This is a genomic window from Bradyrhizobium sp. USDA 4473, from assembly GCF_054063335.1.
On sequence record NZ_JBSSGE010000001.1, the window covers coordinates 5735932 to 5759773 of the forward strand.

Consider the following 23842-nt stretch of genomic DNA (forward strand, 5'->3'; position numbering starts at 1 on the left):
ACGCAGGTGTAACCCATGGCCAGTGACATTCTGATTGTCGACGACGAAGCTGACATTCGCGACCTCGTCGCGGGCATCCTGGACGATGAGGGGTTTTCCACGCGCACCGCGCGCGACAGCGATTCGGCGCTCGCCGAGATCGCCAACCGCCGCCCGAACCTGGTGTTCCTCGACATCTGGCTGCAGGGCTCCAAGCTCGACGGCCTGCAGCTGCTCGAGCAGATAAAGAAGGACAATGCCGATCTGCCGGTCGTGATGATCTCCGGCCACGGCAACATCGAGACCGCCGTCGCCGCGATCAAGCGCGGCGCCTATGACTTCATCGAGAAGCCTTTCAAGTCGGACCGGCTGATCCTGGTCGCGACCCGCGCGCTGGAGACCTCGCGGCTGAAGCGCGAGGTGAAGGAGCTGAAGCAGCTGGCTCCCGCAGCCAGCGTGCTGACCGGCCGCTCGGCCTGCATGAACCAGCTACGCCAGACCATCGACCGTGCCGCCAAGGCCAACAGCCGCATCCTGATCGTCGGGCCGTCCGGCGCCGGCAAGGAGCTCGCCGCGCGGACGCTGCATCACGCCTCCGGACGCGCCGAGGGACCGTTCGTGGTGATCAACGCCGCTGCGATTACGCCGGAGCGCATGGAGATCGAGCTGTTCGGCATCGAAGGAGCCAATGGCGAGCAGCAACGCAAGGCCGGCGCGCTCGAGGAAGCGCATGGCGGCACGCTGTTCATCGACGAGATCGCGGACATGCCGCGCGAGACCCAGAACAAGATCCTGCGCGTGCTGGTCGATCAGACCTTCCAGCGCCAGGGCGGCACCAGCAAGGTGCATGTCGACGTCCGCATCATCTCCTCGACGGCGCGCAATCTGGAGGAAGAGATTGCGGCGGGCCGCTTCCGCGAGGACCTCTATCATCGCCTCTCCGTGGTGCCGATCCGGGTGCCGCCGCTGTCGGAGCGCCGCGAGGACATCCCCGAGCTGATCGACTATTTCATGGACCAGATTTCGGCGGCGACCGGCCTGCCGAAGCGGCAGATCGGGCAGGACGCGATGGCCGTGCTGCAGTCGCATGTCTGGCCCGGCAACGTCCGCCAGCTCCGCAACAACGTCGAGCGTGTGATGATCCTGGCGGGCGGCGGCCCGGAGGCGATCATCACCGCCGACATGCTGCCGCAGGACGTCGGCTCGATGGTGCCGGCGATGCCGACCTCCAACAACGGCGAGCACATCATGGGCCTGCCGCTGCGCGAGGCGCGCGAGGTGTTCGAGCGCGATTATCTGATCGCCCAGATCAGCCGCTTCTCCGGCAATATCTCGCGGACCGCGGAGTTCGTCGGCATGGAGCGCTCGGCGCTGCATCGCAAGCTGAAGGCGCTCGGGGTCGGCTGACCCGGAACGCTCCCGGGTCGGCGGCCTGGAGCGACGCCCCGGCGATCCGCCGGGGATACCGGAGCCTGTTCGGGCTCGGGCCGGGTGGCCGGTAAGGCGAGAGCGGAGCCGGTACAACCGGGGATTTATCCACTCTCCGCGAGAATATTCGTCTCTTTCCCTGCCATTTCTTAGAATTGCCACCGTGTTCCTACCGACTGCACTGCGAACCGGCTTGCCTAAAAACCGCGCGTGGCCTCTAATCCTACCGCTACGCCTGCCAGAGGGGGATCTCAGGGCAGGCGGGCAGCCGGAGGAGGCCCCGTCAGAGGGCCGCAACCGGTTCAATAAAAAGAAGCACAAGCTTGCGGGACAAAAACAATGGCGGCAGACCGCGCACAAAATCTACAAGACACCTTCCTGAATCACGTTCGTAAAACCAAGACGCCACTGACGATATTTCTGGTCAACGGAGTAAAGCTGCAGGGCATTGTCACATGGTTCGACAATTTCTGCTTGCTGCTGCGGCGCGACGGTCACTCGCAGCTGGTCTACAAGCACGCGATCTCGACCATCATGCCCGGCGCCCCGATTCAGCTGTTCGAAGGTGGTGAGGACGCACCGGCTTGAGAGTGAACTGATTGGAACCCTTCGATCGTGAAGGGGGCGCCGACCGGACCAAATCCAGGGCCGGGCCGACGGGGAACGGCAGCAGCGGGCGGGTGATCGTCATCGGCCCGTACCTGCGCATGCGCCGCGGCGACGGCGATGCGCAAACGGAGTCCTCTGTCCGCGACTATGAAGCCCGGATCGAGGAGGCCGCCGGCCTTGCTGCGGCGATCGAGCTCACCGTGGTCGACTCCATCGTGGCGCCGATCAGCCAGATCCGGCCTGCGACCTATCTCGGCAAGGGCAAGGTCGAGGAAATCCACGGCCTCGTCGCCAGCAACGAGGTCGAGCTCGTGGTGATGGATTGCGCGCTGTCGCCGATCCAGCAGCGCAACCTGGAGAAGGCCTGGAGCGCCAAGGTGCTCGACCGGACCGGCCTGATCCTCGAGATCTTCGGCCGTCGCGCCAAGACCAAGGAAGGCGCGCTGCAGGTCGAGCTCGCCCATCTCAATTACCAGCGCAGCCGCCTGGTGCGGTCGTGGACCCATCTCGAGCGCCAGCGCGGCGGCTTCGGCTTCATGGGCGGCCCCGGCGAGACCCAGATCGAGGCGGACCGTCGCCTGATCAGCGAGCGCATCACCAAGCTCGAAGGCGAGTTGAAGAAGGTGCAGGCGACGCGGCGGCTGCATCGTGCCGGCCGCCAGCGCGTGCCATACCGCGTGGTGGCACTGGTCGGCTACACCAATGCCGGCAAGTCGACGCTGTTCAACCGCCTGACCCGATCCGACGTGCAGGCCGCCGACATGCTGTTTGCGACGCTGGACCCGACGCTGCGCGCACTCAACCTGCCGCATGGCGGCAAGGCAATGCTGTCGGACACGGTCGGCTTCATCTCCAATCTGCCGACCCAGCTGGTGGCCGCGTTTCGCGCCACGCTGGAGGAGGTGCTGGAAGCCGACATCATCCTGCATGTCCGCGACATCTCGCATGAAGATGCGGAAGCTCAGGAGCGCGACGTCGAGGGCGTATTGCGCCAGCTCGGCATCGATCCCGACGCCGATGGCGGCCAGCGGGTCATCGAGGTCTGGAACAAGATCGATCGCTTCGATCCGGAGGAGCGGGACAACCTGCGCAACATCGCGGCACGCCGTCCGCCGGAGCGGCCCTGCTTCCTGGTTTCGGCCGCAACAGGCGAGGGGATCGACGCGCTGTTGACGGCGATCGAGGATCGCCTCGCGGCCAAGCGTACGACCCTGCAGCTGTCGATCGACGCCTCCGACGGCGCCGGCATCAGCTGGCTGCATCGCAATGCCGAGGTCCTGGACAAGGAGCTCAATGGCGAGCGTTTCGACATGACGGTGCGCGTCGACGAGACCAAGCGCGACATCGTCGTGCGCCGGTTCGCCGCGGTGCCCCACGAGGTCTGAACGAAGCACGCGGGCCGGTCGCAATCCCCCGAAATGTGACGGCGCGGTGACGCAGCCTCACTCCGGCCCGCCTGCGACGTGCCGCCGCACTTTCTGTTTGAAATCTGCGCCGCCTTGGTTCATTGCGCTGCTTGACGCAAAGCCGAGGCCGATCGATGCAGGACACGGAAACCATCACCCACGACACGCTCGCCGGCCAGCACGGTGATCTCGCCCATGCCCGGGCGCCCGAGATCGTCGATGCGCTCAATGCCAGGGAGCCGGAGGAGGCCGCGCAGCTGCTGCGGTCGCTGCCGTCGGAGAAGGCGATCGAGGTGCTCGACCTGCCCGGGCTCGACAACACCTGCGAGATCCTGGCCGAGCTGCCGACCGACACTGCGGTGTCGCTGCTGTCGGGCGTCTCCGACGACCGCGCCGCGGACATCTTCAAGGAGCTGGTCGAGCCGCTGCGCACCACGCTGCTGAACGGCCTCAATCCGGAAACCCGCAACGTCATCTCGGGGCTGCTCGCCTATCCCGAGCGCAGCGCCGGCAGCATCATGACGACCGAGTTCGTCAGCGTGCCCTCGACCTGGACGATCGCCGAGGTGCTGCATCACATCCGGATGGTCGAGCGCACCCGCGAGACCGTCTATTCGATCTTCGTCATCGACCCGGTCAAGAAGACCCTGATCCAGGCCGTGCCGCTGCGCCGCCTGATCTCGGCCGATCCGCATGCCAATGTGCTGACCGCAGCGCCTGCGCGCAAGCCGCTGATGATCGCGCCGGAAGCCGACCGCATGGAGGCGGCGCGGCTGATCTCGCGTTACGATCTGCTCGCGGTTGCGGTCGTCGACGGCCCCGGCCACATCCTCGGCATCGTCACGGTCGACGACGTCATCGACGCCATCGTCGAGGAATCGACCGAGGACGCCCAGAAGTTCGGCGGCATGGAAGCGATCGACGAGCCTTACTTGCGGATCGGTTTCGGCGAGATGATCAAGAAACGCGCCGGCTGGCTGTGCGCGCTGTTCCTGTCGGAAATGCTGACCGCGACCGCGATGCAGTCGTACCAGAGCGAGCTCGAGAAAGCGATCGTGCTGACGCTGTTCATCCCGCTGATCATGAGCTCCGGCGGCAATTCCGGCTCGCAGGCGACCTCGCTCCTGATCCGCTCGCTGGCGCTGCACGAGGTGCGGCTCGGCGACTGGTGGCGGGTCGCGGTGCGCGAACTGCCGACCGGCATCGTACTCGGCGCCATCCTCGGCCTGATCGGCATCATCAGGATCACGCTCTGGCAGACGCTCGGCCTGTTCGACTACGGCCCGCATTGGGTGCTGGTTGCCGCGACCGTCGGGGCCGCGCTGGTCGGCATCGTCACCTTCGGTTCGCTGTGCGGCTCGATGCTGCCCTTCATCCTCAAGCGCATCGGCTTCGACCCCGCCAGCGCCTCCGCGCCGTTCGTCGCGACGCTGGTCGACGTCACCGGGCTCGTTATCTATTTCGGTGTTGCCGCGGTGATCCTGCACGGGACGCTGTTGTAGGCGAGGAGGACGCGGCTGCTCCACATATTCGATATCGTCCCTGCGAAACCGGCGACCCATAACCACAGGCCATCGTGTATATACGCGGTCGTAGTTTCACGCGACAACGTCGTCCGTCGATGACTCGCGCGGGACTGTCGCCGGCAGCCTATCGATAGATCACGCGGTATGGGTCCCTGCTTTCGCAGGGACGACAGTGCTAGTTGCGGTCTTCGCCTCATTCCACAACGCGTCCATCTCCTCGAGCGTCGCGTCTTCGAGCGAGCGGCCCTTCGCCGCCAGCGCCTTCTCGATATAGGCGAACCGCCGCTCGAACTTGGCGTTGGTCGCGCGCAGCGCGGTTTCGGGATCGGCGTCGACGTGGCGGGCGAGGTTGACCAGCGCGAACATCAGGTCGCCGGTCTCTTCCGCGATCTCGGCCTTGTCGTTGCGCTCCAGCGCGGCCTCGATCTCGTCGGCTTCCTCGCGGATCTTGGCAAGCACCGCGCGCGGATCGTTCCAGTCGAAGCCGACGGTGGAGGCCTTGCGCTGCAATTCCATCGCCCGCGTCAGGGCAGGGAGGCCCGCCTTGACGCTGGCGAGCAAGGATGTGTGTGCGGTGTCCCCCGGCGGCCGCCGCGCCGCGCGCTCGGCCTTCTCCTCGGCCTTGATGCGCTCCCAGGCGCTCTTGACGCCGGCGGGCTGGATATTGCCGTCCTTGTCGGCAAACACATGCGGATGTCGGCGGATCATCTTCTTCGTGATCGCCTCGACCACGTCGCCGAACGCAAACGCGTTCTGCTCTTCGGCCATCCTTGCGTGATAGACCACCTGCAGCAGCAGGTCGCCGAGCTCCTCGCGCAGATCGTCGAGATCGCCGCGCGTGATCGCATCCGCAACTTCATACGCCTCCTCGATCGTGTAGGGCGCAATCGTCTGGAAATCCTGCTCGAGGTCCCACGGGCAGCCGGTCACCGGCGTGCGCAGCGCAGCCATGATCTCGATCAGGCGGGAAATGTCGCGGGAAGGGGTCATGGGCCACCGGGCTGTGAGGGTAGACGCCTTATGCCAAATCGACCCTGTCGATCCCAGCAAAACGCGCCGGAATCACGGCGCTGTCCACCGATTGGCCGTCAGGCCAAGGAATGCTAAAGCCCGTTCCATGACCGATCAGAACACTTCCGACACGGCGCTGGTGCTGTTTTCCGGCGGCCAGGATTCCACCACCTGTCTGGCCTGGGCGTTGTCGCGCTTTGCGCGCGTCGAGATGCTCGGTTTCTCCTACGGCCAGCGCCATGCCGTGGAGCTCGATTGCCGCGACCGGCTGCTGGCCGGGATCAAGTACGTGCGGCCCGACTGGGCGGCGAAGCTCGGCGACAGCCATACCCTCGCGATCCCGACGCTGTCCGAGATCTCGGACACCGCGCTGACCCGCGACGTCGCCATCGAAATGGGCGCGGATGGGTTGCCCAACACCTTCGTGCCGGGCCGCAACCTGGTGTTCCTCACCTTCGCTGCGGCGCTCGCCTACCGGCGCGGCATCCGCCACATCATCGGCGGCATGTGCGAGACCGACTACTCCGGCTATCCGGATTGCCGCGACGAGACCATCAAGGCGTTGCAGTCGGCGCTCAACCTCGGCATGGCCAAGGACTTCGAACTGCACACGCCGTTGATGTGGCTCGACAAGGCCGCGACCTGGCGGCTCGCACACGAACTCGGCGGGGCAGGGCTGGTCGACCTGATCCGCGAGCACTCCCACACCTGCTATCTCGGCGAACGCGGCGCACAGCACGATTGGGGTTACGGCTGCGGCGAATGCCCGGCGTGCAGCCTGCGGGCCAAGGGCTGGCGGGAGTACGTCGCGCAGGGCAATCGCTGAGTTGCCCCGGCAGCAGTCCCACTTATCCGTCATTCCCGGTGCGCAATTGTGCACCTGAGGGCTCGCGCCGAGAGGCGCGCCCCGGAATGACGGAAGAGAGAGGAAAACGCCGCTACTCGAAATCCGCGGCCGTCAGGACGATCGGTTGGCCGTGCGGGGTGCGGTCGGCGGCGTGGTCCCAGGCATCGCGATAGCGATGCAGCGTCTCTTGCGTCGTGACGCCTTTGGCGGCGACGAGATGCTCGAGGGTTGCCAGCCAATGCTGGTAATAGGTCTCGCCGGTGTCGGGATCGCCGGCGGCCTGCGCGCGCTTGATCTGGTCGGCGAGAGCAGCCGCCCATTCGGGCCAGGTGAATACGCCGCGATCATGCAGCGTCAGCGCCATCGCGAAGGCCTGCGCTTCCCAGGGCGCGCGGAACACCGGGCCGTCCTGATCGCGGGGGATGCTGGAGACGGCGCTGGTCGCGCGCGCGGCGGCGCCGGCATCCATCACACCGCCTCCAGATACGGCTCGAACGCGTCGATCGAGACCTTGATGGTCGGATCGGAGTCCGGTCCCCACAGCTCACGTCCATCGAACACGACGGTGTAGAGCCACTGCGGATGCTCGCCGGCGTCATTGGCCGCCGTATCGGGAAATACGTGGCAGCCATGATCGCGCTCGACGATGCCGACATGACCGCGCACATAGCGCGGCAGCCGCGTGTGCGTGGCAGGGTGGATGTTCTTCGCCCGCACCCGATCGCCGGCCTTGAACTTCGCCGGGGCCGGCGCCGCGCGGCCGAACTTGCCGCGCACCATGATGCGCTCGACGTCGGCCATCGAGAACGTGCCGTGCTTGAGCGTTTTCGCCGGCGCAACGGAATGTCCGGATGCTACGTCGTCCCTGGAGATGTAGCCCTTGTCGAGCAGCAGGGCTTCCAGCCCAAGGAACCATTTCTTGTAATAGGAGCTCGACAGATAGACCTGCGGGGGCAGGGTCTCGCGATAGAAGCGGGAGGTGTCGATGTTGAAGGCGCCGACCGCGCCCATCGCGCGGACCATCGCGAGCACGCGCGATTCCCATTCCTCATGGAACATCGGCTCGTTCGGTTCGGGCTCGACCTTGCCAAACCCGTCCATGCCGCCCATGTCGTGGACGCCGTTCACGACGGGGCTCCCGGCGTTTTCGGGAATCCGGTGCCGATCATCGAGTCGCGCGTCACGAGTTCGGCGAGCTGCTCTTCGCTCCAGCCCTCGGTGCCTGCGGGCCGCATCGGCAGCACCAGGAAGCGCGTCTCCGCGGTCGAATCCCACACGCGAATTTCGGTATCTTTGGGCAGGCTGACGCCGAAATCGGCGAGCACGCCGCGCGGATCCTTGACCGCGCGCGAGCGGTAGGGCGAGGCCTTGTACCAGACCGGCGGCAGGCCGAGCATTTCCCAGGGGTAACAGGAGCAGAGTGTGCAGACGACCATGTTGTGGCGGCCAGGCGTATTCTCGATCGCGACCAGATGGTCGCCGACCCGGCTGACATGGCCGAGCGTGCCGACCGCCTTGGAGGCGTCCTCGAGCAGCGCCTTCTTGAAGGCGGGATCGCTCCAGGCCTTGGCGACGACCCGGGCGCCGTTATGCGGGCCGATCTTGGTCTCATAGGCCTGCACGATGGCGTCGAGCGCGGCAGACTCGACATAGCCCTTTTCGGTCAGGATCGATTCCAGCGCACGGACGCGCAGTTCGGTCTCCGACAATTCGGAATGGTCGTGATCGTGGTGGTGATGATCATGTTCGCTCATGCCCACAGAATAGGCGAAACCGCCGTGCTATGTCGAGGCAAGCCGTACACAACAATGCGAGCTGGGAGGTATGCGTGGTTGACGATGTGACGATCGAGAAGGGCCTCGGGCCGGAGGGGCGCATCGCCGTGGTGCGGTTCGACCGCGGCGACGCAGACGGGTGTCACGGTCGACAAGCGCGGCTCTAGCGTTTGGTGATGCCGCCGCGACCGGCGAGGTCGGCCTCCCAGCCGAACACCGAGCGTCCGTCGAGGCCAGGCGAACGCGCGCGCTCATTGGCCACGAAGGCATCGAAGGACGGACCGGTCGCCGTGCGTTCCAGCCTGCGGGCCTGATCATCCAGCCGCTTCAACGCTTGCAACTCCTCGTCACGGCCGAGCTTCGCCTGCTGCACCGCCGATTTCAGCACGCCGATGGTCTCGTCATAGACCTTGATCGGCACCGGAAACGGATGACGGTCCTTGCCGCCATGTGCGAGCGAGAACCGCGCCGGATCGCGGAAACGATATGGTGTCCCGTGGACCACCTCGGCGACCATCGCGAGCGACTCCACGGTGCGGGCGCCGACGCCAGGCGTCAGCAGCAGTTCGGGGAAGTCCAGCGGTCCGCACTCCGCGGCGGCGGCGAGGGTGCCGTGCAGGCGACGGATGAAGACGTCGCTGGAGCGCACATCGTGATGCGCGGGCATGATCAGGTGCAACAGATCGCCCTGCGCCTCTACCTTCTCGGTCAGCTCTGCATATTCCCGCGCGATGCCGTCGGGACCGAGCCCGGCGAGCAAATCGAGCTGGGCCTCGCGCGAGGCCTCGGCGCGGTGGTCGGTCAGATTGACGATCTCACCCTGCGATGGGCCGTCGATCGCGCTGTGCGGCTCGTCGACAAAGCAGCGCAGGCCCTCGGAATGCCAATGATAGCGCCGCGCCTGACGCTTGCTGTCGCTCATGCCTTGCTGGACCACGGTCCATTTGCCATCCGCCGTGACGAAGAAGCCATGCAGATAGAGCTCGAACCCGTCCTGGACCGCGGCACTGTCGACCTTGGCGACCAGACGGCTGGCGCGGGTGAGGGCAACGCCATCGAAGCCGGTCCGCTCGCCCTGCGACGTCAGCTCGTCCGGCGTGCGCCGCGAATGCTTGCCGCGGCCGCCGCAGACATAGATGCCGAGCTCGTCCTGCATCGGCGCCAGCCCGCGCTTGAGCGCGCCGATGACGCTCGTGGTGATTCCAGACGAATGCCAGTCCATGCCCATGACGGCGCCGAACGACTGGAACCAGAACGGATGCGAGAGCCGCTGCAGAAACGCGTCACGGCCGTAATGATGGACCACGGCCTGGGTGATGATCGCGCCCAGAGTCGCCATGCGCTGCGCCAGCCACGGCGGCACGCGTCCACCATGGAGGGGCAGATCAGCGCTGCCGGTACGTCGGGCCATCGATCTGCAAACCTCGCGTCATGCCTTCGATCGAGCCTCGACACGACATCCGTGAGTCAAGGCCGACGATCCTCGACGACTCCTGGCAATCCGTCGAGGACCGCGAGGGGATTGTGATCGCCAAACGCCCCGCTGTCGACCCTGCGGAGACCCGGCCGGATCATCCGGGTGTCTCCTCAGGCCGCCTCAGCGTTGATGCGCTCTGGGTCGCGGAGACCAGGCCCGGATCGAGCGCCGGCGCGTCCGCGCATTGGAACAGGGGCGAATGCAAAACGTTTGAAAGATGCCGTCATCGCCTCAAGCAAGGGCATCCATGCCGATCACGGTCCGACCGACCCAGCCGGATATTGCCATTGCGGGCTTTATTTCGCGCAACACGAACCCGCCAACGGAACGCGCCGCCTCGATGCTGACATGGGCGGCGGACGAGCACGTCGTCTGCGCCCTGGCACTTGGATGGTGGCTATGGTGTCGGAGCAAGCCGGAGCCGCAGCGTCTGGCGAGCGATCATCTTCTGGTCACGGCGTTAGCCGCATCGCTGGTTCCGCACTTGCTCAAATCGGTATTCAATCAGAAGCGGCCGGACCGGCTCACCCTTCGTGGTCATCTGCACGGCGTCCCAATCTCTGGCAAAACTGAGGATTCGTTTCCGTCCGGCCATGCAATTCAGGTCGGCGCCATCAGTTCGGCAACGAGCCAGCTTCCCCGGGGCGAGCGCGGAATGGTCCGAGCGCTCGGCGCTTGCCTGATATCAACCCGCGTTCTGTTGCTCGCGCACTGGACGAGTGACGTCGTCGTGGGATCGGCGATCGGGGTGGTGCTCGAGCGGCTGATCCGGCGCGTCACAGGGTACGGGCGGCTCGATCAGGTCTGAGGCGATGCGTCGTTAGCTCAGGTCTGGGTCACAACATCCATCAGGCCAAGCCATAGGGAAGCAATGGAATAGCCGCCGGCAGTCGTGGCCACGTCCACATCCGAAATTCGCATAAGGTATATTATGGAATATTTATATCTATAATTGGATCAGATGTTTAGTGGGAAATCTTCGCACGAGACCGCAGCTTGGCTGCCGTCCCGGCTTGACCCGGTCATTGGTTCGGCTCGCCCAGACAGCGCAGCGGTCGACGCCGGCGCGTCTCGTCAGAAAGCCGATATTGCCGCGGCGTACGGACGCTGCAATAAGCCCCAGCTGTGCAGAGATCGCTGGTGACCCCACAGCATCAGGTCCGTATAGGATGGCATCTCAGAACAACAACAAGCCTCTCGAGGGAGCAAACCCAATGAGCTTTTCACGACGCACGCTGCTGAAGGTCTCCGCCGCTTCCGCCGTCCTGGGCGGAATTGGCGCGCCGTATGTCGCGCGCGCCCAGTCGGCCGAGTTCTCCTACAAGTTCGCCAACAACCTGCCGGAGTCGCATCCGTTCGTGGCGCGCGCCCGGGAGATGGCGGCGGCGATCAAGACCGAGACCAATGGCCGGTTTGACCTCCAGGTGTTCCCGAACAGCCAGCTCGGTTCCGACACCGACATGTTGAGCCAGGTGCGCTCCGGCGGCGTCGAGTTCTTCACGCTGTCCGGGCTGATCCTGGCGACCCTGGTGCCGGCCGCCTCGATCAACGGCATCGGTTTCGCATTCCCTGACTATCCCACGGTCTGGAAGGCCATGGACGGCGAGCTCGGCGCCTATGTGCGTGGCGAGATCAACAAGGCCGGCCTCGAGGTCATGGAGAAGATCTGGGACAACGGCTTCCGCCAGACCACGTCGTCGACCAAGCCGATCACGGGTCCTGACGATCTCAAGGGCTTCAAGATCCGCGTGCCGGTGTCGCCGTTGTGGACCTCGATGTTCAAGGCGTTCGATGCCTCGCCCGCCTCGATCAATTTCAGCGAGGTCTATTCGGCGCTGCAGACCAAGATCGTCGAAGGCCAGGAGAACCCGCTGGCGCTGATCTCGGCCGCGAAGCTGTACGAGGTGCAGAAGTACTGCTCGATGACCAACCATATGTGGGACGGCTTCTGGTTCCTGATGAACCGTAGAGCATGGGCGGCACTGCCGGACGATATCAAGACCATCGTCGCCAAGAACGTCAACGCCGCCGCCGTCAAGGAGCGCGAGGACACCGAGAAGCTCAACGCCACCGTGAAGCAGGAGCTCACGGGCAAGGGCCTCGTGTTCAACCAGCCCCAGGTCGGGCCGTTCCGAGACAAGCTGCGCGCCGCCGGCTTCTACGCCGAGTGGAAGGGCAAGTACGGCGAGAAGGCCTGGGATCTGCTCGAGAAGTCCGTCGGCAAGCTGTCCTGATCGATCAAGCGGGAGGCTGGCCAGCGGGAGATTTGCTATGGCTCATGTCGAGATGACGCCGGCCGTGGCCGGCGAGGCGGCGTCGCAGCCCCCTCGCCGCCGCTCCGTACTCGGTTCCATCGAGGCGGCGCTTGGATGGCTGGTGGAAATCCCGGCGGCGATCCTGGTCGTCGCTGAGGTCGTGATCCTGTTCGCCGGCGTGGTGTCGCGCTACGTGCTGCATGCGCCGCTGATCTGGTCCGACGAACTGGCCTCGATCCTGTTCCTGTGGCTCGCGATGCTGGGCTCGGCGGTCGCGTTCCGCCGCGGCGAGCACATGCGAATGACCGCGCTGGTCGCGAGCGCCGGACCGCGGCTGTGGGCCTATCTCGACGTGGTCGCGACCTGCGCCGCGCTGGCGTTCCTGATCCTGATCGTGCGGCCGGCCTATGAATACGCCTACGAGGAAAGCTTCATCACCACGCCGGCGCTGCAGATCTCCAACACCTGGCGCGCGGCGGCGCTGCCGGTCGGCACCTGCCTGATGGGGCTGTTCGCGCTGCTGCGGCTGGCGCGGGTCGGTAGTTTCAAAACCTTCCTGCTGGCGGCGCTGACCGTGGTCGTCCTGATCGGCCTGTTCTGGCTGGCGCAGCCGATGCTGCGGCCGCTCGGCAATCTCAATTTGATCATCTTCTTCGTCGGTGTGGTCGGCTTCTGCGTGTTCGCCGGCGTGCCGATCGGCTTTGCCTTCGGCATGGCGATCTTCGGCTATCTGGCGCTGACGACACGGACGCCGCTGATGGTGCTGGTCGGCCGGATGGACGAGGGCATGAGCCACCTGATCCTGCTGTCGGTGCCGCTATTCGTCTTCCTCGGCCTCTTGATCGAGATGACCGGCATGGCGCGCGCGATGGTCGCGTTCCTGGCGAGCCTGCTCGGACATGTCCGCGGCGGCCTGCATTACGTGCTGGTCGGCGCCATGTATCTGGTCTCCGGCATCTCCGGATCGAAGGCCGCCGACATGGCCGCCGTCGCGCCGGTGCTGTTCCCCGAAATGAAGCAGCGCGGCGCCAAGCCGGGCGATCTGGTCGCCCTGCTCGCCGCAACCGGCGCGCAGACCGAAACCATTCCGCCGAGCCTCGTGCTGATCACGATCGGCTCGGTGACCGGCGTCTCGATCTCGGCGCTGTTCACCGGCGGCCTGCTGCCGGGCGTGGTGCTGGCGATCACCCTGTCGGGGCTGGTGTGGTGGCGCTACCGCGGCGAGGATCTCAGCCACGTGCAGCGCGCCTCCGGCGGCGAGATCGGCAAGGCATTGGTGTTCGCCCTGCCCGCATTGGCCCTGCCCTTCGTGATCCGCTACGCCGTGGTCGAAGGCATCGCCACCGCGACCGAAGTCTCGACCATCGGCATCGTCTACGCCTTCGTCATCGGCCTGTTGATCTACCGCAAGTTCAACTGGCGGCGGCTCGTGCCGATGCTGATCGACACCGCGTGCCTGTCGGGCGCGATCCTGTTCATCATCGGCACCGCGACCGGCATGGCCTGGGGCCTGACCCAGTCCGGCTTCTCGCGGGCGCTGGCGGCGGCGATGACCGGGCTGCCCGGCGGGTCAGCGACCTTCATCGCGGTCTCGATACTGGCCTTCGTGATCCTCGGCAGCGTGCTCGAGGGCATTCCGGCGATCGTGCTGTTCGGGCCGCTGCTGTTTCCGATTGCGCACCAGGTCGGCGTCCACGAGGTGCACTACGCCATGATCATCATCCTGGCGATGGGCATCGGATTGTTCGCGCCGCCGTTCGGGGTCGGCTATTATGCCGCCTGTGCCATCGGGCGCGTCGATCCGGCCGAGGGTATCCGGCCGATCTGGGGCTACATGCTGGCGCTGTTGATCGGCCTGATCATCGTTGCCATCTTCCCCTGGATATCGATCGGTTTCCTGTAAAGCACCTTGCGGATGGATAGAGCCATGAGTGCAGCTCAAAACCAGTACTCGATCGGGTTGGACAAGACGCCGGCCAATTACGTGCCGCTGACGCCGCTGAGCTTCCTGGCGCGCTCGGCCGCTGTTTATCCCGACCATCTCAGCGCAGTCTATGAAGGCCGCAGCATCACCTGGAAAGCGACCTACGAACGCTGCAAACGGTTCGCGTCCTATCTCGCGGGCCACGGCATCGGCCATGGCGACACCGTCGCTGCGATGCTGCCGAACATCCCGGCGATGAACGAGCTGCACTTTGCGGTGCCGATGACCGGCGCGGTGCTGAATGCACTCAACATCCGGCTCGACGCGGCGTCGATCGCGTTCCAGCTCGATCACGGCGGCGCCAAGATCATCCTCGTCGATCCCGAATTCTCCGGCGTGATCGCTGAGGCCTTGACGCTGATGAAGGGCGCAAAGCCGTTCGTGATCGACGTCGACGACGCGGCGTTCGCCGGCGGCATGCGGATCGGCGAAATCGAATATGAGGCGGCGGTTGCGGCGGGCGATCCGGCCTTCGTGGAGCGGCCGCCGGCCGACGAATGGAACGCGATTGCGCTGAGCTATACGTCGGGCACGACGGGCAATCCAAAGGGCGTGGTGACCCATCACCGCGGCGCCTATCTCAACGCCGTCAGCAACATCCTGGCCGGCAATCTCGGCCAGCACCCGGTCTATCTCTGGACGCTGCCGATGTTTCACTGCAACGGCTGGTGCTTCCCCTGGACCATTGCGGCGACCGCCGGCGTCAATGTCTGCCTGCGCAAGGTCGATCCGGCCAAGATCTTCGAATTGATCCCGAAGCACGGCGTCACCCATATGTGCGGCGCGCCGATCGTCTACAACACGCTGATCAATGCGCCCGATGCGCCAAAGAGCGGCAAGGCAAAGCCCGTCGTCGGCCTGATCGCGGGTGCGGCGCCGCCGGTTGCGGTGCTCGAAGGGGCTGAAAGCATCGGCATCAAGCTGACCCATGTCTATGGACTGACCGAAGTCTACGGCCCCGCCTCCGTCTGTGCCGAGCAGCCCGGCTGGGACGAGCTATCGGCGGATGCGCGCGCGCAGCTGAAGCGACGTCAGGGCGTGTCCTATCCATTGCAGGAAGGCGTCACGGTGCTCGATCCCGAGACCATGCGCGAGGTGGCGCGCGACGGCGAGACCATCGGCGAGGTCATGTTCCGCGGCAACATCGTGATGAAGGGCTATCTGAAGAACGAGAAGGCGACGCAGGAGGCCTTCGCCGGCGGCTGGTTTCACACCGGCGATCTCGGCGTGCTCGACGAGCACGGCTACGTCATCATCAAGGACCGCTCCAAGGACATCATCATCTCCGGCGGCGAGAATGTCTCGTCCGTCGAGGTCGAGGACATCCTCTACAAGCACCCGGCCGTGCTGTTCGCGGCTGTCGTCGCCAAGCCCGATCCGAAATGGGGTGAAGTGCCCTGCGCCTTCATCGAGCTGAAGGACGGCGCCAAGGCGACCGAGGCCGAGATCATCGCCTATTGCCGCGAGCACATGTCGGGCTTCAAGACGCCGAAGTCGGTGGTGTTCGGCGTGATCCCGAAGACATCCACCGGCAAGATCCAGAAATTCCTGCTGCGCAATCAGGTCGGATCAGCCAAGGCGATCTCGGCCTAACAGCGCCACATACATACCCGCTGTCGTCCCGGGCTTGACCCGGGACCCATAACCACGAATGCCGATTGTATTGCAAAGCTGGAGCGACAGCTTACTTCAACAACGATGCCCTGTGGTTATGGGTCCCTGCTTTCGCAGGGACGACAGCGAGTATGTGGCGCCTCGCTCTGGATCAACTGGATTTTCAGCCGGCCCGATCGAGCGTCAGCCGCATGCCGTCATAGGCCGGGATCACACCGGCCGGCAGGCTCTGCCGCAGCACCTCGTAGTCGAGGTCGGAATGCATGTTGGTGATGACGGCGCGCTTCGGCTTGAAGCGCTCGATCCACGACAGCGCGTCCGCAACGCTGAAATGGCTGGGATGCTGCGCGTAACGCAGGCCGTCGACGATCCAGAGCTCAAGACCTTGCAGCGCCGGCCAGCTCTCCTCGGGAATGTCGTGCAGATCGGGCGTGTAGGCGGCGTCACCGATCCGGTAGCCGAGCGCCGGGATCCGGCCATGCTGCACCAGGATGGCTTCAAGCTTCAGCGGACCGCCCTTCCCCTGCACCGTATGGCTCTCGCCGGCCTCGATCGAATGCCGGGTCAGGATCGGCGGATAGTCGCTGCCTTCAGGCGAGATGAAGCAATAGGAGAACCGGGCCATGATGTCCTTGGCGGTCGACTGGTTGAAGTAGACCGGGATGCGGCGGCGCTGGTGCAGCACGACCGAGCGCAGATCGTCGATGCCATGGGTCTGGTCGGCATGTTCATGGGTCAGGAACACCGCGTCGATATGCTCGACATTGGCGTCGATCAGCTGCTCGCGCAGGTCGGGTGCGGTGTCGATCACGACCCGCGTCGTGCCGTGCTCCATGGTGCGCTCGGCCATGATCGAGCAGCGGCGACGGCGATTTTTGGGATTGTTGGGATCGCAGGCGCCCCAGCCGAGCGCCGGGCGCGGCACGCCGGCGGATGAGCCGCAGCCCAGGATGGTCAGTGTCAGCGTCATGCAGCAACCTTCGGCGCCGGCACCTTGGAGAACAGCCGGAAGAAGTTTTCGCTTGTCTGCCGCGAGATCTCCTCCAGGGAGACGCCGCGGGTTTCGGCGAGCACCTGGGCGACCTCGACGACGTAGGACGGCTCGTTACGCTTGCCGCGGAATTTGCCGGGCGCAAGATACGGCGCGTCGGTCTCGACCATGATGCGGTCGGCCGGCAGCTCGGCGGCCAGCGCGCGCAGCGTGTCCGACTTCTTGAAGGTCAGGATGCCCGTGAACGAGATCGAAAGCCCGAGCGCGATCGCCTTCATCGCGAGCTCGCGTCCGCCGGTGTAGCAGTGCAGGATGGCCTTGAACGGGCCCTTCGCGACTTCCTCCTCCAGGATGCGGCCGCAATCCTCGTCGGCCTCCCTTGTGTGAATGACGAGCGGCAGGCCGGTTTCACGCGCAGCCGCGATGTGCGCACGAAAACCGCGTTCCTGCGCCTCGCGCGAGCCGTGCTCGTAGAAATAATCGAGTCCCGCCTCGCCGAGCGCCACGACCTTCGGATGCCTGGTGAGTTCGATCAGTTCGCTGGCCGGGATGCCGTCCTCTTCATCGGCATGATGCGGATGGGTGCCGACCGAGCAGTAGACGTCTGGAAAGCGCTCCGTGATCGCGAGCAAGCCGCCGAGCCGCTTCACGCGGGTCGAAATCGTAACCATGCGGCCGACGCCGGCCGCTTCGGCGCGGCCGACGATCCCGTCGAGATCGTCGGCGAAATCAGGAAAATCCAGATGGCAGTGACTGTCGACCAGCATGAATTTCGAACCGCTCATTCGGTCTTCGGTTCCACGTAGCGCGGGAACACGCCGACAGGCGCCGGCAGCGCCGTGCCCGGCTTGATCCGCTCCCCGATCGCCGCGAAGCTGCGCGCATCCGCCGGGATGCCGAGGCTGTCGAGCATCTTGCCGCAGGACTCCGGCATCACGGCCTGCGCCATGATCGCGATCTGCCGCACGACTTCGGCGGTGACATAGAGCACCGTCTTCTGGCGCGCCGGATCGGTCTTGGCCAGCGCCCACGGCGCCTCGCCGGCAAAATAGCGGTTGGCCTCGGCAACCACGGCCCAGACCGTGTTGAGCCATTGATGGATCTGCTGCGTCGCCATCGCGGTCCGCGACGTCTCCAGCATGGCATCGGCCTGCGCCAGGATCGCCTTGTCGTTGTCGGTGAATTCGCCGGGCTCCGGCAGCACGCCGCCGAGCTGCTTGGCGATCATCGACAGCGAGCGCTGCGCCAGATTGCCGAAATCATTGGCGAGGTCGGCATTGATGCGCGCGACGATGGCTTCATGGTTGTAGTTGCCGTCCTGGCCGAACGGCACCTCGCGCAGGAAGAAGTAGCGCACCTGATCGACGCCGTACTGGTCGGCAAGATTGAAGGGATCGACCACGTTGCCGACCGACTTCGACATCTTCTCGCCCCTGCTGAACAAGAAGCCGTGCGCATAGACCCGCTTCTGCAGGGGAATGCCGGCCGACATCAGGAACGCCGGCCAGTACACCGCGTGGAAGCGGATGATGTCCTTGCCGATGATGTGCACATCGGCCGGCCAGTAGCGCCAGCGCTTGTCGCTCTCGTCGGGATAGCCGACGCCGGTGATGTAGTTGGTCAGCGCATCGACCCAGACATACATCACATGCTCGGGATCGTTGGGGACCTTGACGCCCCAGTCGAACGTCGTGCGCGAGATCGAGAGATCCTTCAGTCCGCCGCGCACGAAGCTCATCACCTCGTTGCGGCGCGAGTCCGGGCCGATGAAATCGGGCTGGCTCTCATAGAGCTGCAACAGCCTGTCCTGGTAGGCCGAAAGCTTGAAGAAATAGCTCTTCTCCTCGACCCACTCGACCGGCGTGCCCTGTGGGCCGCGGCGGACATTGTCCTCGCCGACCGTGGTCTCATCCTCGGCGTAGTAGGCCTCGTCGCGCACCGAATACCAGCCGGCATAGGTGTCGATATAGATGTCGCCATTGTCCTGCATGCGGCGCCAGATCTCCTGCACCGATTTGTGGTGAGCAGGTTCGGAGGTTCGGATGAAGCGGTCGAACGAGACGTTGAGCCGTTCGTCCATCTCCTTGAACCGCGCCGCATTGCGGGTCGCGAGATCGTGCGGCGTCATCCCCTCGCCCTGCGCGGTCTGGATCATCTTCTGACCATGCTCGTCGGTGCCGGTCAGGAAGAACACGTCCTTGCCGTCGAGCCGCTGGAAGCGCGCCAGCGCGTCGGTCGCGATCGCCTCATAGGCGTGACCGATATGCGGCTGGCCGTTCGGATAGGCGATCGCGGTGGTGATATAGTAGACGTTGCCGCGATCTGCGGCGGGCGCGGATACAGGAGCCGCGGCGGCGGGTTTGGGCGGCTTCGGCGCGCGGACGGCTGACGGTCTCGACGCCTTCTCGGCAGCCGGCGCTTTCTTCGGCGGAGCGGGCTTCTTTGCAGCCGGTACGACAGCCGCTGCGGCGGCCTTCTTCGGCGCGGCCTTGGTGGCCTTCGCGGCGGCTTTCTTGACCGTCTTCTTCGCAGCCTTCTTCACGGCCTTCTTGGCAGCCTTCTTCGCTGCCGACGTCTTGGCTCCCGTCGTATTGGCTCCCGTCTTGGCCTTGGCGGCCGTCTTCGCCGTCTTGGTGACGCGCCCGCCCTTCTTGGCCGTGCGCGACTTCGCCGCGGCTTTCCGGGTCGCGCGGGCGGGCGATGCCTTCTTCGTCTTCTTGGCCTTGTTCGACGATTTCTTCTTAGCGGTCGCCACCACGGAATCCTTTGCAGATCGAAACGAGATTGTCGGGAGTGTTGTCAGGCAGATTGCTTTTAGACTGGTGTTTTCAGACTTGGCGTCTACCGGGTCGCGTCCGCGAGCATCGAAAACACCGAGAAAACCAGCGGCTTGCGCTCCAGATTGTAGGCTTCGGTATCGCGCGCGGCGCGGACGATCTTTTCCCATACCTCCGCCAGCCGTGCAAGGCGCGGCAGGTTGGCATTGACGTCGCCGCTGCGCATGCGCTCGCTCATCCAGCGATCGATGCCGTCGACGAAGGCGGCGAGCGCGACGCGGTCGCTGGTGCCGAGCGCATCACCCAGTGCATGCAGCTCGCGCGGATCGACGCTCGGCAACGTCGCGAGCAGCGCGGCCGTGCGCTGCTGCAGCTTCAGCGTATCGCCACCGAGCAGCGACAGCGCCCGCCCGACGCTGCCCTCGGAGGCCGCCGCGGCTTCCAGCAGCGCCGGATCCGCAGCGTCGATATCGATTGCGGCCGCAGCTGCGCGCACCACGTCGCCGGCCTCCAGCGGCCGCAGCAGCAATTTGCGGCAACGGGACAGGATGGTCGGCAGCACCCGCGACGGCGCGTGGCTGACCAGCAAAAACAGCGACCGCTGCGGCGGCTCCTCGAGGATCTTCAGCAGCGCGTTCGCAGCGTTCGGATTGAGCTCGTCGACGGTGTCGACGATGCAGACGCGCCAGCCGTCGACCGCGGCAGTCGAGCCGAAGAACGAGATGGTCTCCCGCGTCTCGTCGACCGTGATCACCGTGCGCATCACGCCGCGGTCGTTGAGGCCGCGCTCCAGCACCAGCAGCCCGCCATGGGCACCGGCCGTGATCTGCCGCGCTACCGGATCTGTGGGATCGACCCGCAGCGTCGGCGCGGCCTGCACCTGGGACGATCGCGGATTGCGAAACGCCAGCACGAACCGCGCCATGCGGTAGGCCAGCGTCGCCTTGCCGATCCCCTGCGCGCCGCCGATCAGCCAGGCATGCGGAATCCGTCCGCTGCGATAGGCATCGAGCAAGGTGCTCTCTGCCTCACGATGCCCGAACAGATCGGAGGTTTCGCGCGGATGCCGAGCCGGGCTCTCCTGTTCGACCTTGCGCGCGCTCATGCGGGACTGTCCGCGGTGAGCGTTGCGCGCAGATGCTCGCGCAGCGCGGCCCATATCGTGGCCGTGACGGTGTCCGGATCGGGCGTGGCGTCGATCAGGATGCAGCGCTCCGGGTCCTCGGCCGCGATCCGGCGGTAGGCCTCGCGCAAATCCTGATGGAACTTGATGCCCTCGGCCTCGAAGCGGTCGGCCGTGGCGTTGCCGCGGCGCGCGGCGGCGCGTTGCAAACCAACCTCGACCGGCACGTCGAGGATGAAGGTCAGATCGGGCTTGAGATCGCCGATGGTGACGCGCTGCATGGCATTGACGAGACCTGGCGGCACCTGCCCAAGCTGGCCCTGATAGGCGCGGGTGGAATCGAAGAAGCGATCGCACAGCACCCAGATGCCCTGGTTCAGCGCCGGCAGGATCACGGTGCGGACATGGTCGTCGCGCGCGGCGGCAAACAGCAGCGTCTCGGCTTCGGGCCCGAGCAGCTTGCCCATTCCCGACAGCACGAGGTGACGGATGATCTCCGCGCCCGGCGAGCCGCCCGGCTCGCGGGTCACGATCACACGCAGCTTGGCGGTATCGAGCCGTTCGGCGAGCTTGCGGATCTGGGTCGATTTCCCGGACCCCTCGCCGCCCTCAAAGGTGATGAAGCGACCGCGCAAGCTCGGCCGTTGGAGTGCCGCGTCCGCCATGTCAGAGCTTCTCGACTCCTGCGCGGAACATGCCGATCACCAGCTCCTGGGCACCGTCCAGCGCACGGCGCATCGTCGATCCCGTGCCGACCGCATCCGCCGCGTAGACCGGCGTCTCCATCGCGACATTGGCGCCGCGCCACACGCGCACCACGCCGATCTTCTGGCCGGCCGTGATCGGCGCCTTGACCGGGCCGCTATAGATGACGCGCGCGAGCAGCTTGTCGTTGCCGTTCTTCGACACCATCACCTTGATCGGATCGGGACTCACCAGCTTGACCGATCGGCTCTCGCCGCCGAACACGCGGGCGTAGCCGACCGGCTGATTGGCCGCGATCAGGACCCGGGTCTCGAAGCTGCGAAACCCCCATTCCAGCATCTTCTTGGCTTCGGTCGCGCGGTCCTCGGAATCCTCGAGGCCATTGACCACCACGATCAGCCGCGTGTCGTTCTGCACCGCCGAGCCGACCATGCCGTAGCCGCCTTCCTTGGTGTAGCCGGTCTTCAGGCCGTCGGCGCCGGGCAACGCATTCAGCAGCGGATTGCGGTTCTGCTGGCGGATCTTGTTCCAGGTGAATTCCTTCTCGCCGAACAGCTTGTACCGGTCCGGATAGGTCAGGATGATGTGCCGCGCCAGCACCGCGAGTTCCCGCACCGTCATCTTGTTGGCGGGATCAGGCAGCCCGTTGGAATTGCCGAAGGTCGACTTGGTCATGCCGAGCTCGCGGGCGCGCTTGGTCATGAAGTCGGTCGCAAACGTATGCTCGTTGCCGGCAATGCCTTCGGCGAGCGCGATGCAGGCGTCATTGCCGCTCGGGATGATCGCGCCATGCAGGAGGTCGTCGACCGAGACCTTGCTGTTGATGGCCGCGAACATGGTCGAGGTCCCGGACGGCGCCCCGCCGCGCCGCCAGGCGTTCTCGCTGATCCGGTATTCGTCCGTGAGCTTGATGTCGCCCTTCTTGATGGCGTCGAACACCACCTCGGCGGTCATCAGCTTCATCATGCTGGAGGGCGCGCGCAGCTCGTCGGCGTTCTTCTCGAACAGCACGCTGCCCGAGGAGGCCTCGACCAGGATCGCGGTCGGCGCATCGCCGTCGAACCCGCCCTCTTCCTTCTTGGCGCCCTGGACGCTGTTGTTGGCCGCGTAGGCCACCCCGCCGCAGCCGATCGCCAGCGCGACGGCGGCCGCGACCAGGCCGCGCCAGTGCCGCCCGGCGCGAGCTAGTAACGTGCGGGGAACTGCGGTTGGGGCTGGCATCGGCGATGTCCTGAAAGACTGCGTTCTAACAGCTGGAAGTATCGCAAACAACTGAGGTTTCTGCGCTTGTGCACGGCCGGCTGGATTGCCGGCGGCATTGAACGTCCGTATCCTTGGAACCAGCTAGCGACAGCAGAACCAGCAAACAAGGCGGAAACGCGAATGTCATCCTCCCGCACCATTTCCGCCAACGGCATCGACTTGTTCGTGCGCGAGGCAGGCCAAGGCCCGCTGGTCGTGCTCTGCCACGGCTGGCCGGAACTGTCCTATTCCTGGCGGCACCAAATCGCGGCACTTGCCGCTGCGGGCTTCCGGGTCGTCGCGCCCGACATGCGCGGCTTCGGCCGGACCAGCGCCCCGGCTGATGTCGGCGCCTACACGATCTTCGATACCGTCGGCGACATGGTCGCACTTGTCGCTGCGCTCGGCGAGAAGCAGGCGATGGTCGTCGGCCATGATTGGGGCGCGCCGGTCGCCTGGCACGCAGCCCTATTCCGTCCGGACATCTTCACCAAGGTCGCCGGCCTCAGCGTGCCGCCGCCATTCCGTGGTCGCGGCCGCCCGCTGGAAACCCTGCGGGAGAGCGGAATCACGAATTTCTATTGGCAGTACTTCCAGCCACCGGGCGTCGCCGAGGCTGAGTTCGAGCGCGACATCGCCCACACCATGCGGCTGGTGCTCGGGCGCGGCGTCTCCGATCCGAGCTCAATGTTCGTCGACGAGGCCAAGGGCTTCCTCGGCAAGCTGCCGACCGGAATGCCGCTGCCGGCTTGGATCACCGAGGCCGACATCGCCGAATTCGCCGACGGCTACCGGCAGTCCGGATTCCGCGGCGGCCTGAACTGGTACCGCAATCTCGACCGCAACTGGGAGCTGACCGCGCCTTGGCAGGACGCGCAGATCCATCAGCCGTCGTTGTTCATCGCCGGCTCGAACGATTCTGTCATCACCGGGCTGATCGGCGCCAAGCGGGTTGCGGACATGGAGCGCGTGCTGCCGAACCTCAAGCAGAAGCTCATCATCGAGGGCGCCGGCCACTGGATCCAGCAGGAGCGCCCCGGCGAGGTCAACGCGGCGCTGATCGCGTTTCTGAAGTGATCAGAGGAAGTATCTG

21 protein-coding genes are annotated in these 23842 nt (G+C 65.5%); 10 read left to right on the plus strand and 11 right to left on the minus strand.

What is annotated here, in order from left to right; all coding sequences use genetic code 11:
* The first annotated feature begins 15 nt into the window (after positions 1 to 15).
* The 4 genes from ntrX (at position 16) to mgtE (ending at position 4924) form a co-directional block, all read left to right on the plus strand.
* Entirely contained in the window at positions 16 to 1386 is a 1371-nt protein-coding gene (gene ntrX / locus ACVW17_RS27070) for a nitrogen assimilation response regulator NtrX (RefSeq protein ID WP_456754740.1), read from the plus strand.
* A 360-nt stretch (positions 1387 to 1746) separates the two neighbouring features.
* Positions 1747 to 1995 (plus strand): RNA chaperone Hfq, encoded by a 249-nt coding sequence (gene hfq, locus ACVW17_RS27075; protein ID WP_006020546.1) that lies wholly within the window; start codon positions 1747 to 1749, stop codon positions 1993 to 1995.
* 11 nt (positions 1996 to 2006) lie between these two features.
* Complete coding sequence (gene hflX, locus ACVW17_RS27080) at positions 2007 to 3401, plus strand: GTPase HflX (RefSeq protein WP_456754741.1); 1395 nt, start codon at positions 2007 to 2009, stop codon at positions 3399 to 3401.
* 155 nt (positions 3402 to 3556) lie between these two features.
* Positions 3557 to 4924 carry a magnesium transporter gene (mgtE, locus tag ACVW17_RS27085; RefSeq protein ID WP_456754742.1) on the plus strand — a complete coding sequence of 456 codons (1368 nt, stop codon included), beginning with the start codon at positions 3557 to 3559 and terminating at the stop codon, positions 4922 to 4924.
* Positions 4925 to 5083: 159 nt separating this feature from the next.
* Here the strand turns inward: mgtE and mazG are convergent, their stop codons facing one another.
* Entirely contained in the window at positions 5084 to 5938 is an 855-nt protein-coding gene (gene mazG, locus ACVW17_RS27090) for a nucleoside triphosphate pyrophosphohydrolase (RefSeq protein WP_456754743.1), read from the minus strand.
* A 127-nt stretch (positions 5939 to 6065) separates the two neighbouring features.
* Between mazG and queC the strand changes: the two genes are divergently transcribed.
* Complete coding sequence (queC, locus tag ACVW17_RS27095) at positions 6066 to 6785, plus strand: 7-cyano-7-deazaguanine synthase QueC (RefSeq protein ID WP_456754744.1); 720 nt, start codon at positions 6066 to 6068, stop codon at positions 6783 to 6785.
* Between the two features lie 112 nt (positions 6786 to 6897).
* On the opposite strand, the gene ACVW17_RS27100 is transcribed toward queC, so the two are convergent.
* From ACVW17_RS27100 to ACVW17_RS27115, 4 genes are all read right to left on the minus strand, one after another.
* Positions 6898 to 7275: a nitrile hydratase accessory protein gene (locus ACVW17_RS27100; RefSeq protein WP_456754745.1), complete on the minus strand. Its 378-nt coding sequence runs from the start codon at positions 7273 to 7275 to the stop codon at positions 6898 to 6900.
* Entirely contained in the window at positions 7275 to 7934 is a 660-nt protein-coding gene (gene nthB / locus ACVW17_RS27105; protein ID WP_456754746.1) for a nitrile hydratase subunit beta, read from the minus strand. The genes ACVW17_RS27100 and nthB overlap by 1 nt, the downstream gene beginning before the upstream one ends.
* A complete protein-coding gene (nthA, locus tag ACVW17_RS27110) occupies positions 7931 to 8560 on the minus strand; it encodes a nitrile hydratase subunit alpha (RefSeq protein WP_456754747.1) in 630 nt (209 codons plus the stop codon). The genes nthB and nthA overlap by 4 nt, the downstream gene beginning before the upstream one ends.
* A 184-nt stretch (positions 8561 to 8744) precedes the next feature.
* A complete protein-coding gene (locus ACVW17_RS27115) occupies positions 8745 to 9992 on the minus strand; it encodes a DUF763 domain-containing protein (protein WP_456798043.1) in 1248 nt (415 codons plus the stop codon).
* Positions 9993 to 10305: 313 nt separating this feature from the next.
* Here ACVW17_RS27115 and ACVW17_RS27120 point away from each other — a divergent pair, with 313 nt between their 5' ends.
* From ACVW17_RS27120 to ACVW17_RS27135, 4 genes are all read left to right on the plus strand, one after another.
* Positions 10306 to 10866: a phosphatase PAP2 family protein gene (locus ACVW17_RS27120; RefSeq protein WP_456754749.1), complete on the plus strand. Its 561-nt coding sequence runs from the start codon at positions 10306 to 10308 to the stop codon at positions 10864 to 10866.
* Positions 10867 to 11272: 406 nt separating this feature from the next.
* Positions 11273 to 12292, plus strand: coding sequence for a TRAP transporter substrate-binding protein (locus tag ACVW17_RS27125; protein ID WP_456754750.1), 1020 nt, complete (start codon positions 11273 to 11275; stop codon positions 12290 to 12292).
* Positions 12293 to 12329: 37 nt separating this feature from the next.
* Positions 12330 to 14216, plus strand: a complete 1887-nt coding sequence (locus tag ACVW17_RS27130; RefSeq protein WP_456754751.1) for a TRAP transporter large permease — start codon at positions 12330 to 12332, stop codon at positions 14214 to 14216.
* Between the two features lie 24 nt (positions 14217 to 14240).
* Positions 14241 to 15890 (plus strand): acyl-CoA synthetase, encoded by a 1650-nt coding sequence (locus ACVW17_RS27135; protein WP_456754752.1) that lies wholly within the window; start codon positions 14241 to 14243, stop codon positions 15888 to 15890.
* A gap of 184 nt (positions 15891 to 16074) precedes the next feature.
* Here the strand turns inward: ACVW17_RS27135 and ACVW17_RS27140 are convergent, their stop codons facing one another.
* The 6 genes from ACVW17_RS27140 to ACVW17_RS27165 form a co-directional block, all read right to left on the minus strand.
* Positions 16075 to 16881: an MBL fold metallo-hydrolase gene (locus ACVW17_RS27140; RefSeq protein WP_456754753.1), complete on the minus strand. Its 807-nt coding sequence runs from the start codon at positions 16879 to 16881 to the stop codon at positions 16075 to 16077.
* Entirely contained in the window at positions 16878 to 17669 is a 792-nt protein-coding gene (locus tag ACVW17_RS27145) for a TatD family hydrolase (protein WP_456756539.1), read from the minus strand. The genes ACVW17_RS27140 and ACVW17_RS27145 overlap by 4 nt, the downstream gene beginning before the upstream one ends.
* A gap of 14 nt (positions 17670 to 17683) precedes the next feature.
* Positions 17684 to 19657, minus strand: coding sequence for a methionine--tRNA ligase (gene metG / locus ACVW17_RS27150; RefSeq protein WP_456754754.1), 1974 nt, complete (start codon positions 19655 to 19657; stop codon positions 17684 to 17686).
* An 86-nt stretch (positions 19658 to 19743) separates the two neighbouring features.
* On the minus strand, positions 19744 to 20784 hold the full coding sequence (locus ACVW17_RS27155; protein ID WP_456754755.1) for a DNA polymerase III subunit delta': 1041 nt from the start codon (positions 20782 to 20784) through the stop codon (positions 19744 to 19746).
* Entirely contained in the window at positions 20781 to 21467 is a 687-nt protein-coding gene (tmk, locus tag ACVW17_RS27160; RefSeq protein ID WP_456754756.1) for a dTMP kinase, read from the minus strand. Before tmk ends, ACVW17_RS27155 begins: the two co-directional genes overlap by 4 nt.
* Position 21468: 1 nt before the next feature.
* Positions 21469 to 22728, minus strand: a complete 1260-nt coding sequence (locus tag ACVW17_RS27165) for a D-alanyl-D-alanine carboxypeptidase family protein (protein ID WP_456754757.1) — start codon at positions 22726 to 22728, stop codon at positions 21469 to 21471.
* Between the two features lie 162 nt (positions 22729 to 22890).
* On the opposite strand from ACVW17_RS27165, the gene ACVW17_RS27170 reads away from it, so the two are divergent.
* Positions 22891 to 23826, plus strand: a complete 936-nt coding sequence (locus tag ACVW17_RS27170; protein WP_456754758.1) for an alpha/beta fold hydrolase — start codon at positions 22891 to 22893, stop codon at positions 23824 to 23826.
* Positions 23827 to 23842 lie beyond the last annotated feature (16 nt).

Bases quoted from the DNA above. Each gene is read 5' to 3' on its own strand.
- ntrX (WP_456754740.1), top strand. From the start codon at position 16: ATGGCCAGTGACATTCTGATTGTCGACGACGAAGCTGACATTCGCGAC.
- hfq (WP_006020546.1), top strand. From the start codon at position 1,747: ATGGCGGCAGACCGCGCACAAAATCTACAAGACACCTTCCTGAATCAC.
- mgtE (WP_456754742.1), top strand. From the start codon at position 3,557: ATGCAGGACACGGAAACCATCACCCACGACACGCTCGCCGGCCAGCAC.
- mazG (WP_456754743.1), bottom strand. From the start codon at position 5,938: ATGACCCCTTCCCGCGACATTTCCCGCCTGATCGAGATCATGGCTGCG.
- queC (WP_456754744.1), top strand. From the start codon at position 6,066: ATGACCGATCAGAACACTTCCGACACGGCGCTGGTGCTGTTTTCCGGC.
- ACVW17_RS27100 (WP_456754745.1), bottom strand. From the start codon at position 7,275: ATGGATGCCGGCGCCGCCGCGCGCGCGACCAGCGCCGTCTCCAGCATC.
- nthA (WP_456754747.1), bottom strand. From the start codon at position 8,560: ATGAGCGAACATGATCATCACCACCACGATCACGACCATTCCGAATTG.
- ACVW17_RS27115 (WP_456798043.1), bottom strand. From the start codon at position 9,992: ATGGCCCGACGTACCGGCAGCGCTGATCTGCCCCTCCATGGTGGACGC.
- ACVW17_RS27120 (WP_456754749.1), top strand. From the start codon at position 10,306: ATGCCGATCACGGTCCGACCGACCCAGCCGGATATTGCCATTGCGGGC.
- ACVW17_RS27125 (WP_456754750.1), top strand. From the start codon at position 11,273: ATGAGCTTTTCACGACGCACGCTGCTGAAGGTCTCCGCCGCTTCCGCC.
- ACVW17_RS27130 (WP_456754751.1), top strand. From the start codon at position 12,330: ATGGCTCATGTCGAGATGACGCCGGCCGTGGCCGGCGAGGCGGCGTCG.
- ACVW17_RS27135 (WP_456754752.1), top strand. From the start codon at position 14,241: ATGAGTGCAGCTCAAAACCAGTACTCGATCGGGTTGGACAAGACGCCG.
- ACVW17_RS27140 (WP_456754753.1), bottom strand. From the start codon at position 16,881: ATGACGCTGACACTGACCATCCTGGGCTGCGGCTCATCCGCCGGCGTG.
- ACVW17_RS27145 (WP_456756539.1), bottom strand. From the start codon at position 17,669: ATGCTGGTCGACAGTCACTGCCATCTGGATTTTCCTGATTTCGCCGAC.
- ACVW17_RS27155 (WP_456754755.1), bottom strand. From the start codon at position 20,784: ATGAGCGCGCGCAAGGTCGAACAGGAGAGCCCGGCTCGGCATCCGCGC.
- tmk (WP_456754756.1), bottom strand. From the start codon at position 21,467: ATGGCGGACGCGGCACTCCAACGGCCGAGCTTGCGCGGTCGCTTCATC.
- ACVW17_RS27165 (WP_456754757.1), bottom strand. From the start codon at position 22,728: ATGCCAGCCCCAACCGCAGTTCCCCGCACGTTACTAGCTCGCGCCGGG.
- ACVW17_RS27170 (WP_456754758.1), top strand. From the start codon at position 22,891: ATGTCATCCTCCCGCACCATTTCCGCCAACGGCATCGACTTGTTCGTG.